This is a genomic window from Pseudonocardia sp. NPDC049154 (genome assembly GCF_040648315.1).
Classification (GTDB): Bacteria; Actinomycetota; Actinomycetes; order Mycobacteriales; family Pseudonocardiaceae; genus Pseudonocardia.
Genome location: NZ_JBEZDN010000190.1, coordinates 1 through 10662, shown reverse-complemented (window position 1 = coordinate 10662; position 10662 = coordinate 1). Strand labels below are relative to the sequence as shown.

The window sequence follows — 10662 nt, the reverse complement described above, 5'->3', positions numbered from 1 at the left end:
ATCGTCGCCATGGCGACGATCGCCACTCACAGGGCTCACACCGCCGGCTGCGAGACGAGCGACCCCGCCTGGTTCTGGTCGCGCAGCACCGTCTTGAGCACCTTGCCGGAGGGGTTGCGCGGCAACGCCTCCACGATCGCGATCCGGCGCGGGCGCTTGTACCCGGCGAGGTGCTCCTTGCAGTAGGCCTCGATGGACTCGATCGTCGGCGGCGCGGCGGGGTCCGCGGGGACCACCACGGCCAGCGGGGTCTCGCCCCACTTCGGGTCCGGCACCCCGATCAGCGCGACGTCCCCGATCTCCGGGTGCGCCGCCAGCACGTTCTCCACCTCGGCGCAGTAGATGTTCTCGCCGCCCGAGATGATCATGTCCTTCTTGCGGTCGACGACGTAGTAGTAGCCGTCCTCGTCCTGGCGCACCATGTCCCCGGAGTGGAACCAGCCGCCGCGGAAGGCCTCGGCCGTCTCCTTCGGCTTGTTCCAGTACCCGCTCATCACCAGCGGCCCGCGGTAGACGATCTCGCCGACCTCGCCCGGCGCGACGTCGTTCATCTCGTCGTCCACGACCCGGACCTCGACGTTCGCCATCGGCGTCCCCACCGACCCGATCTTGCGGATCGCGTCCTGGCCGCGCAGCAGGGTCGTGACCGGGCTGCACTCGGTCTGCCCGAAGGACGTCGTGACCTGGGCCTGCGGGAACGTGTCGATCATCGTCTGGAGCAGGGTGGTGGACGCGGGCGCCGCGCCCCAGGAGATCCGCGTCAGCGCCGAGAGGTCCCGGTCGGCGATGCCCGGCACCGCGCAGATCGCCGCCCACTGCGCCGGCACGCAGAAGCACGAGGTCACGCGCTCGCGCTCCAGGATGTCCAGCGTCTCGACGGGGTCGAAGCTTCCGGACTTCGGGATGACGACCGTGCCGCCCGCCGTGATCGCGATGTGCGACCCCGCGACCCCCGCGATGTGGAACAGGGGAGCGGCGGACATCGAGACGCCGTGCTCGCCCGTGCCGCCGAGGTGGGCGATGTTCGAGAAGGAGTGCAGGTACAGGTTGCGGTGGCTGAGCATCGCGCCCTTGGGCCGCCCGGTGGTGCCGGACGTGTACATGATGAACGCGGTGTCGTCGTCCGAGTTCGGCAGCTCGACGTAGTCCGGCGGCGCCGCGGCGAGCACGTCCTCCAGGTCCCCGCCGATCGTGATCACCTGGCGGACGCCCGGTGCCTTCTCCAGCGCCTTCTCCAGCGTGGGCGTCAGGCCCGCGTCGACGATCACCGAGACGGCACCGGAGTCCGTGAGCGCGTACGCCACCTCGTCGGCGACGAGCCGGAAGTTGACCGGCACGCAGATCGCGCCCGCCCGGAGCGGCGCGATGTAGGCCTCGAGCAGGTCGGCGCTGTTCAGGCCGAGCACCGCGACCCGGTCGCCGGGTGTCACCCCGCCGGCGGCGAGGGCGTTCGCGAGCCGGGTGATCCGGTCGTCCGACTCCGCGTAGGTCCGTCGGACGCCGGCCCCGGCGTCGACGAACAGCACGGTCTCGGGGGTCACGCGCGCCCAGCGCGCGACGATGTCGCTGAAGCTCATGCCACGGCCGACGATGGCGCTTGACTGCGTCGTCATGGCGCTCAGCCTGCCCAATTGAGCGAACGTTCGGCAAGGTCCGTTCGGGCCCGCCCCTGTCCGCCGGGGTCAGCGGCGTGGCCGCCGGCTCCGGCGGGGGCGTGGATCAGTGCGGGTAGCGGTCCCTCAGCTCCTGCTTGACCAGCTTGCCGGTGGGGGTGCGGGGCAGGAAGTCGGTGAAGTCGACGCTGCGCGGCGCCTTGTAGTGCGCGATCCGCTCGCGGACGAAGGCGATCAGCTCGCGCTCCAGCTCCGGGCCGGCGTCGGCGCCCGGCGCGGGCTGCACGATCGCCTTGACCGCCTCGCCCATCTCCGGGTCCGGCACGCCGATCACCGCGACGTCGAGCACCGCGGGGTGCGTGACCAGCACGTCCTCGACCTCGCGCGGGTAGATGTTCACCCCGCCCGAGATGATCATGAAGGCCTTGCGGTCGGTGAGGAACAGGTAGCCGTCCTCGTCGAGGTAGCCCAGGTCGCCCGTGGTGGTCCAGGTCGGGTGGTCCGGGTGGGTCGCGCCGGCCGTCTTCTCCGGGTCGTTGTGGTACTCGAACGGCCGCTCGTCCCGCTCGAAGTAGATGGTGCCGACCTCGTACGGCGCGAGGACCTTCCCCTCGTCGTCGGAGATCCGGACGATGCCGAGGCCGGCCCGGCCGACCGTGCCCGGCCGCTCCAGCCACTCCGCCGAGCTCACGAACGTGATCCCGTTGGCCTCGGTGGCGGCGTAGTACTCGTAGAGCACCGGGCCCCACCAGTCGATCATCGCCTGCTTGACCTCGGGCGGGCACGGCGCGGCGGCGTGGATCGCCACCCGCAGCGACGAGTGGTCGTACCTGCGGCGGGTCTCCTCCGGCAGCTTGAGCAGGCGGACGAACATCGTGGGCACCCACTGGCTGTGCGTGACCGAGAAGCGCTCGATCGCGGCCAGGGCGGCCTCGGGGTCGAACCGCTCCATGACGACGACGGTGCCGCCGATCGCCTGGACCGTGGCGCAGAACCGCAGCGGCGCGGCGTGGTACAGCGGTGCGGGGGAGAGGTAGACGGTCTCGGTGTCGAAGCCGTACATCGGGCCGAACAGGTCGATGTAGGTGTCGCCCGGCTCGTCGACGGAGGAGTCCGGCAGCGTCGGCTTGATGCCCTTGGGGCGGCCCGTGGTGCCGGAGGAGTAGAGCATGTCGGCGCCGCGGGGCTGCTCGGGCAGCGGCTCGGCCGAGACGCCCTCGAGGGTCTCGTCGTAGTCGGCGTAGGCGTCCGAGCCGGGGATCGGGCCACCGAAGGCCAGCCGGACGTCGACGGAGACCTGGTCCCCGATGGCGGCGGCGAGCCCGGCCACGCCCGCGGACACCAGCAGCGCCTTCGCGCCGCAGTCCGTGACGATGTAGGCCGCCTCGGGCGCAGACAGATGGTGGTTGACCATCGTGACGTAGAGGCCGGAGCGGCGGGCCGCCCAGTAGACCTCGAAGACCCGGGGGGTGTTCTCGGTGACGACGGCGATCACGTCGCCGCGGCGCAGGCCGGCCTCGTGCAGGTACCGGGCCAGGCGGGCCGAACCCTCCTCCAGTTGCCGGAAGGTCAGCGTCTCGCCGCTGCCCGCCATCACCACCGCGGGCTTGTCGGGGGTCGTGGCGGCGTGCGTGCCCGGATACATGTCCGTCCTCTTCCTCGATCGACGTCCTGCTGTCGGAAGACCCGATCCTGGCAGACGATCGGCGGCGGCGGACGGAGGTGAGGCTCATCTCGCTCGGGGCGCGGGCGGCGGGGAGGTGCCGGGGGAGCTGCCGCGCGGGACCCGGACGAGTCAGGCGGAGGCGGCGGGCGGTTCCGTGCTCTCGAGGGACGGCGCGCCGGACCCGGCGCAGCGCTGTGCGGAGACGACCGTGCCGCGCGCGGAGAACCGGTTGTGCAGGCGCAGGGTCGACTCGGGGGTGACGTGCTTCAGTCGTGCGCAGACGGGACAGGTGCCGTAACCGTTCGTGACCTTCTCGCTCACGTCTCGTGCCTCTCTTCCTCTCCCGTCACCGGGTCGGGGTACAGGTGCGGGTCGGAGGAGTCTACCGGGCGGACGGAACGCGACGGCATCACCGCGACGGGTGGGAAGATCCTCACCGGCCGGTCGGGTCGGCTTCCGGAGCGGATCGGACGCCTTCCGTGCCCGCGCGGGAACGGTGTGCGACGACCGGGAAATGGTGGAGCCGGCACGGTTCGGGTGACGAAAGACTCGCCCTTGTCACCGAACCGTGACGGATGTTCCGGCGTGAGCTCAGTGGGCCGCGTGGTACGCGTCGAGAACATTGGACGGGATCCGGCCGCGCTCCGAGATCTTCATCCCCTGCGCCACCGCCCATTCCCGAATCGCCTGGTTCTGCTGGCGGTCGGAAACGGGGCGCGAGGCCGGGGCGGGCGCGCTGCCCGAGGCGCGCCGGCCGGAGGTGCGGCGGGCCGCCGCAATGTACGGCGCCAGCGCCTCGCGCAGCCTCTCGGAATTCTTCGCCGACAGGTCGATCTCGTACGACTTGCCGTCGACGGAGAACTCGACCTGCTCGTCCGCCTCGCCGCCGTCCAGGTCGTCGATCAGCGTGACCGTGGTCTGCTTCGCCACGTTCCCTCAGCCCTTCTGCTCACCGGGACTCCTGCCCCCACCGGGCTCCACGCGGGCAGGAAGCATCGCCCGGCGCGGTGTCCGGGTGCTTTCCGGGAGCGGGGTGGATCGGTGTGCGGAACAGGAGAATGCGTCGCCGTCGACAATAAAGGAAGGCGTCGCGGAAAGTCGATTCGGGTCCCCTGTTCTGCGGGCACGCGTCGCCCGGATCACCCCTTCGGAGGCATCGGGCGGGTTTTGCGGCGCCCGATCCCGGGGGAGCGGCGGGATCCGCGGTAATGGCGCCGTTCAGGCGACCGGCGTCCACCAGTCCGCGGTCGGCGGCGGGCCCGTCAGGTCGATTCGCTGGCCCGGAACGGGCAGCGCGAGCGGGATTCCGGCCGTTTCCGCGGCGGCCCGCAACCGGGTCACGGGCTCCGACCAGGGATGGAGGCCGAGATTGAAGGTCGCCCAGTGCACGGGCAGCAGCACCCCGCCGCGGAGATCGCGGTGGGCGGCCACGCTTTCCTCCGGATTCATGTGGATGTCCGGCCACAGATCCGCGTAGGCGCCGATCGGCAGCAGCGTGACGTCGAACGGTCCCCAGCGCTCGCCCGCCCGGGCGAAGGCGGCGGTGTAGCCGGTGTCGCCGCCGAAGTACGCCCGGTGCCGCGGCCCCGCGACGGCCCACGAGGACCACAGCGTGGTGTCGCGCCGCAGACCGCGGCCGGAGAAGTGCCGCGCCTCGGCGCAGGTGAGGGTCAGCCCGGCCACCTCGGTCCGGCCGTCCCAGTCGAGCTCGACGATCCGGTCCTCCGGCACGCCCCACGCCCGCAGGTGCGCCCCGATCCCGAGCGGCACCACGAACGGCGCCGCACCGTGCCGCGGGTCGGCGACCAGCGCCCGGACGGTGGGCATGTCGAGGTGGTCGTAGTGGTCGTGCGAGATCAGCACGGCGTCGACCGGCGGCAGGTCGGCCAGCGGGAGGGGGGCCGGGTGCAGCCGGCGCGGTCCCACCAGGCGGGAGGGCGACACGCGCTCACCCCAGACCGGGTCGGCGAGCACGCGTCGCCCGTCGATCTCGAGCAGCACGCTGGAGTGCCCGAACCAGGTCACCGCCAGGTCCCCGGCGGGCCCGGTGTCCGGGCGGGTGACCGGGACCGGGCGGGTGGGCCGCCCGGCCCGCCTGCTGATGACGGCGCGCAGGGCGGCCGGCGCCGTGCCGGACGGCAGCCCGGTGCCGGGCTCGGTGTTGCGGAAGCGGCCCTCGCGGGCGTGCGCCGACCCGTCGGCGGCCCGGCGCAGCTCCTCGGGCGTGGCACCCATCGCGCGCGGGATGCCCCACGCGGCCGCGCCGGCCGCGGCGAGGCCGCCGGTGGCGGCGAGGGCGAGGGCGGTGAGCACCCCGGTGCGGAGGGGGAGCGGCGTCGGGCGGGCCACGCCCTACAGCGTACGAGCGCGCCCGGCGGGAGATCGCCGGGCGGTCTCAGCCCGCTCCCAGCCCGCGCCCGGGACGCCGGTCAGCTCGTCCGCAAGGCGGTGAGGGGCTCCGCCAGCTCCCGCCACTGGTCCTCCGGCACGCCCCGCTTCTCCGCGGGCAGCGCCTGGACGGCGACGTGGTCGGCGCCGGCGTCGAGGTGCGCCTGCACCCGGGCGACCACGGTGTCGACGTCGCCCCAGGCCACCAGGGCGTCGACGAAGGCGTCGGACCCGCCGTCGGCCAGGTCGGACTCGTCGAAGCCGAGGGTCTTGATGTTGTTCACGTAGTTCGGCTGGGCGAGGTAGGTCGCGGTGTAGCGGCGGCCGATCTCGCGCGCCCTCGCCGGGTCCGTCTCGAGCAGGACGGCCTGCTCGGGGCAGAGCAGGGGCCCCGCGCCGAGGGTCTCGCGCGCCCGGGCGGTGTGCTCGGGCGTGACGAAGTACGGGTGCGCCCCGTCCGTCCGCTCGCCGGAGAGCTCCAGCATCTTCGGCCGCAGCGCGGCGAGGACGTACCGGACCGGGGTGGTCGGCCGCTCGGCGGTGTACGGCGCCGCGTCGATGCCGTCGAGGTACTCGCGCATCGCGGTGAGCGGCTTGTCGTACTGGTGCCCGCGCAGGCCGCTGACCAGGTTCTGGTGGCTCACCCCGAGCCCGATCAGCACCCGCTCCGGGTAGGCCTCGGTCAGCGCCTTGGTGGCGCAGGAGGTGGCGACCGCGTCCCGCGCCCAGATGTTGGCGATGCCGGTCGCGCCGACCAGGCGCTCGGTCGCCGACAGCAGCATGGACAGGTGGACGAAGGGGTCCCGGCCGGCGACCTCGGGGATCCACACGGCGCCGTAGCCGAGGGACTCCAGCTCGGCCGCGAGCTCCCGGGCCCGCGCGGCGGGGACGACGTCGAGCGCGCCGGTCCACAGGCCGACGGCGGGGAGGGCGAAACGTGATCTCGTGTCCGTCACCCTCCGGACCCTAGGCTCCGGGGGTGAGCACCTCTACTGCGACGGAGCACCGGGTCTCGACCGAGCGGCGCGGCCGCGTCCTCCTGGTCCGGATGGAGCGGGCGGCCAAGCGCAACGCCGTCGACGCGGCCATGACCGCCGCGCTCGACGCCGCCCTCAACGAGCTCGAGGACGATCCCGGGCTGTGGTGCGGCGTCCTGACCGGCGGGCCGACGGTCTTCTGCGCGGGCACGGACCTCGCGGGCGGCGCGGGCGAGCCGACCGCGCGGGGCGGCAACTACGGCGTCGTCCGGAGGGAGCGGTCGACGCCGTTGATCGCGGCCGTCGAGGGCGTCGCGTACGGCGGCGGGTTCGAGATCGTGCTGGCCTGCGACCTGGTCGTGGCGGGCCGGTCGGCGCGGTTCGGGCTGCCGGAAGTGGCGCGCGGGCTGGTCGCGAACTGCGGGGCGCTGTTCCGGGCGCCGCGCCCGCTGCCGCTCAACGTCGCCAAGCAGATGCTGCTCACCGGGCAGCCCCTCGGTGCGGACCGGGCGTACGAGCTGGGCCTGGTCGTCGACGTCGTCGACGACGGGGGCGCCGAGGCCGCCGCGCTCGCCCTCGCCGAGCAGGTGTGCGCCAACGCCCCGGTGGCGGTGCGGGCCACGTTGCGGGCGGTCGAGACGGTCGCCGGGGAGCCCGACGAGCGGGGCTGGGCCGCCACCCGGGAGGCGACCGAGGCCGTGCTCGCCTCGGCCGACCGGCAGGAGGGCGTGGCCGCGTTCCTGGAGAAGCGCGAGCCGCGGTGGACCGGTCGGTAGCCTGCGATCATGACGGACGGGGCACGGCGGGACGAGCTGGTCCGGCTGCTCCAGGCCTACGCGACCGAGTCCGCGCGGCTCGCCCAGGCCTTCTCCGAGCAGCACGGCCTGCACACGACCGACCTGCATGCGCTCATCGCCGTGCTCAACGCCGACCGGGTCGGCGAGCCGCTCACGGCGGGCCGGCTCGGCGCCCACCTCGGCCTCTCCTCCGGGGCGACGACGGCGCTGGTGGACCGGCTCGAGCGGCACGACTACGTGCGCCGGGACCGCGACGAGCGGGACCGCCGCCGGGTGGTCCTGCGGTACGGCTCGGCCGCGGCCGGGATCGGCCAGGCGTTCTTCGGGCCGCTCGGCGCCGGGATGGACGCGATGCTGGAGGACTACGACGAGGCCGAGCTCGCCGCCGTCGCCCGGTTCCTGTCCGGGGTCACGGAGCTGGTGGCGCAGCGCCGCCGGGAGGTGCGGCCGCTCGCGTCCTCGTGACGGGGTCGCGGTATGTGCGCCTTCCCGTTGCGCACGGGCACCGCGGCGGGTGAGGCTCACGATCGTGAGCGACGCCGCCCTCCTCGATGCCCTCTCCTTCGAACCGCTGACCCCGACCGCGTACCTGGATCGCGCCGCCGCGGCGCACGGCGACCGGATCGGGGTCGTCGACGGGGACCGGCGGTGGACCTACGCCGAGCTGCACGAGCGGTGTACCCGGCTGGCCGGGGCGCTGGCCCCGATCGCGGACGGCCGGCCGGTGGCGGTGCTCGCGCCGAACACGCACGTGCTGCTGGAGGCGAACTTCGGGGTGCCGTGGGCGGGGGTGCCGCTGGTCGCGGTGAACACCCGGCTCTCGGCCGGCGAGGTGGCCTACATCCTGCAGCACTCGAAGGCCGCGGTGCTGATCCACGACCCGTCGTTCGACGCGCTGGTCGACGACGTGTTCGCGCAGCTCGACGCCCCGCCGCGCCGGATCCGCTCGGGTGCGGAGTACGAGGCGCTGCTGGCCGGCGCGGAGCCGCTGCACCGGACCCCGTCGGACGAGCGGTCGCTGTTGTCGATCAACTACACGTCGGGCACGACCGGTCGGCCCAAGGGCGTGATGTACCACCACCGGGGCGCCTACCTGCAGTCCGTGGCGATGGTGGGGCACACGGGGTTGACGCCGTCGAGCGTGCACCTGTGGACCTTGCCGATGTTCCACTGCAACGGCTGGTGCTTCCCGTGGGCAGTGACCGCGGCCGCGGCGACGCACGTGTGCCTGCCGAAGGTGGATCCGACGGAGGTGTGGCGGCTGATCCGCGAGGAGGGCGTGACGCACCTGAACGGGGCGCCCACGGTGCTGTCGATGATCGCGTACGCGAAGGACGCGTCGCCGTTGCCGGAGGGCCACACGGTCCGGATCGCGACGGGTGGGGCGCCGCCGTCGCCGGCGATCCTGCGGCGGATGGGGGAGCTGGGCTTCGAGGTCACGCACCTGTACGGGCTGACCGAGACCTACGGGCCGGCGATGCTGTGCGACTGGCGCCCGGAGTGGGACTCCCTGGACGCGGAGGCGCAGGCGCGGCTCAAGGCGCGGCAAGGCGTCGGGAACATGATCTCGTGCGCGGTCCGGGTGATCGGCGAGGACGGCGCCGACGTGCCCGCCGACGGCACCGCGACTGGGCAGATCGCGTTGCGCGGCAACAACCTGATGCTGGGCTACCTCGACGACCCGGAGGCGACCGCGGCGGCGGCGCCGGACGGCTGGTTCCGGACCGGGGACATCGGCGTCGTGCATCCCGACGGGTACGTGGAGCTCCGCGACCGCTCGAAGGACGTGATCATCTCCGGTGGGGAGAACATCGCGTCGGTCGAGGTCGAGCAGGCGATCATGGACCATCCGGCGGTGCTGGAGGTGGCGGTGATCGCGGTGCCCGACGAGCGGTGGGGCGAGGTCCCGGCGGCGTACGTGACGCTGCAGGAGGGCGCGTCGGCGACCGAGGAGGAGATCGTCGAACATGTGCGTGGGCGGCTGGCGCGGTTCAAGGCGCCCAAGTCCGTGACCTTCGGCGAGCTGCCCAAGACCTCCACCGGCAAGATCCAGAAGTTCGTGCTGCGCGACAAGGCGTGGGCGGGGGTCGAACGCCGGATCCAGTGAGCGAACGGCACTCTCGCTCACTCCTGGTGAGCGAGAGCGCCGCTCGTCCGGTGCAGGTCAGGTGCTGAGCTTGCTCATCGTCTTCCACTCGTCCCACGGCACCGCCCAGTCGTAGATGTCGCCGTCCTGCGCGGACAGCGGGACGCTGCTGCCGGTCACCTCGACCGGGTCGCCGTAGATGGCCGTGTCGAAGTAGGCCTTGGCGTTCTTGATGGACAAGTTGATGCAGCCGTGCGAGATGTTCCGCCGGCCCTGCGCGGACTGCGAGGCCGGGTTGGCGTGGATGAACTCGCCGTTGTTGGAGATCCGCACCGCCCAGTACTCCGGCATGTTCACGTAGCCGTAGTCCGGGTTGGACATCAGGACCTTCTCGGACTTCGCCATGACGATGTGGATGCCGCTGCGGGTGACCCGGCGCGGGTCGTTCTCCAGGCCGTAGCTGGCGGGCAGGTCCAGGACCTGCTGCCCGTCCCGGATCACGACGATCCGGTGGCTGTCCTCGTCGGCCTTCACGATCTGGCTGCGGCCGATGGTGAAGTGGGTGGTCAGGTCGGCGGAGCCGTAGCCGGCGGTGCCGAGGTCCTTGCCGTACAGCGGCACGACCACCGAGACCTGCGTGCCGACCGGCCAGTACTCCTTGGGCCGCCAGTGCACCCGCGAGCCGCCCCAGTCGTCCGGCAGCCAGGCCCAGGCGCCCTCGACCGGGGTCGACGTCGTGATCCGCAGCCCGCGCTCGACCTCCGCCTTCGCCTCGTCGGACAGGTCGCGGTCGAAGCGGATCGCGACGGGTGCGGCGATGCCGACGGTCGCCCCGTCGCCGATGTTGGCCGAGGCCTCGACCAGGCGCCTCGGAGCGACGGTGGTGAAGGAGCCGGCCAGCGGGGTGACCGCGCCGTCGGGCGCCACCATCGAGCCGCTCCAGGTGTAGGTCTCGCGGTAGGCGAGCGGCGCGGTGGCGGTCCACTGGGCCTGGTCGCCGGAGTAGCTGCCGGGCAGCGCCTCGCCGTCCGAGTCGGTGAGCGCGACGTCCCGCAGGGTGCCCGCGCTCGCGGACGCCCGGCACGTCCGGGAGGCCGACACCGCCGTACGGATCGGGCCCGCCCCCGCCGCCCAG

Annotated in this window: 10 protein-coding genes; 3 read left to right on the top strand and 7 right to left on the bottom strand. The window is 73.1% G+C overall.

The window, feature by feature from the left end:
- Window positions 1-35 precede the first annotated feature (35 nt).
- From AB0B41_RS41130 to AB0B41_RS41105, 6 genes are all read right to left on the bottom strand, one after another.
- On the bottom strand, window positions 36-1613 hold the full coding sequence (locus AB0B41_RS41130) for a long-chain-fatty-acid--CoA ligase (protein WP_358212460.1): 1578 nt from the start codon (window positions 1611-1613) through the stop codon (window positions 36-38).
- 106 nt (window positions 1614-1719) lie between these two features.
- Window positions 1720-3258, bottom strand: a complete 1539-nt coding sequence (locus tag AB0B41_RS41125) for an acyl-CoA synthetase (protein WP_358212459.1) — start codon at window positions 3256-3258, stop codon at window positions 1720-1722.
- Window positions 3259-3408: 150 nt separating this feature from the next.
- Window positions 3409-3600, bottom strand: a complete 192-nt coding sequence (locus AB0B41_RS41120; RefSeq protein ID WP_358212458.1) for a hypothetical protein — start codon at window positions 3598-3600, stop codon at window positions 3409-3411.
- A gap of 270 nt (window positions 3601-3870) precedes the next feature.
- Window positions 3871-4209 (bottom strand): Lsr2 family protein, encoded by a 339-nt coding sequence (locus AB0B41_RS41115; protein ID WP_358212457.1) that lies wholly within the window; start codon window positions 4207-4209, stop codon window positions 3871-3873.
- A 288-nt stretch (window positions 4210-4497) separates the two neighbouring features.
- Window positions 4498-5628: an MBL fold metallo-hydrolase gene (locus AB0B41_RS41110; RefSeq protein WP_358212456.1), complete on the bottom strand. Its 1131-nt coding sequence runs from the start codon at window positions 5626-5628 to the stop codon at window positions 4498-4500.
- A gap of 80 nt (window positions 5629-5708) precedes the next feature.
- Complete coding sequence (locus AB0B41_RS41105) at window positions 5709-6623, bottom strand: LLM class F420-dependent oxidoreductase (RefSeq protein WP_358212455.1); 915 nt, start codon at window positions 6621-6623, stop codon at window positions 5709-5711.
- A gap of 23 nt (window positions 6624-6646) precedes the next feature.
- On the opposite strand from AB0B41_RS41105, the gene AB0B41_RS41100 reads away from it, so the two are divergent.
- From AB0B41_RS41100 to AB0B41_RS41090, 3 genes are all read left to right on the top strand, one after another.
- Entirely contained in the window at window positions 6647-7420 is a 774-nt protein-coding gene (locus AB0B41_RS41100) for an enoyl-CoA hydratase-related protein (RefSeq protein WP_358212454.1), read from the top strand.
- 9 nt (window positions 7421-7429) lie between these two features.
- Window positions 7430-7906: a MarR family transcriptional regulator gene (locus AB0B41_RS41095; protein WP_358212453.1), complete on the top strand. Its 477-nt coding sequence runs from the start codon at window positions 7430-7432 to the stop codon at window positions 7904-7906.
- Between the two features lie 64 nt (window positions 7907-7970).
- Window positions 7971-9548: an acyl--CoA ligase family protein gene (locus AB0B41_RS41090; protein WP_358212452.1), complete on the top strand. Its 1578-nt coding sequence runs from the start codon at window positions 7971-7973 to the stop codon at window positions 9546-9548.
- Window positions 9549-9605: 57 nt separating this feature from the next.
- Here the strand turns inward: AB0B41_RS41090 and AB0B41_RS41085 are convergent.
- Window positions 9606-10662 (bottom strand): Ig-like domain-containing protein (locus AB0B41_RS41085; RefSeq protein WP_358212451.1); only part of this gene is annotated, 1057 nt, incomplete at its 5' end.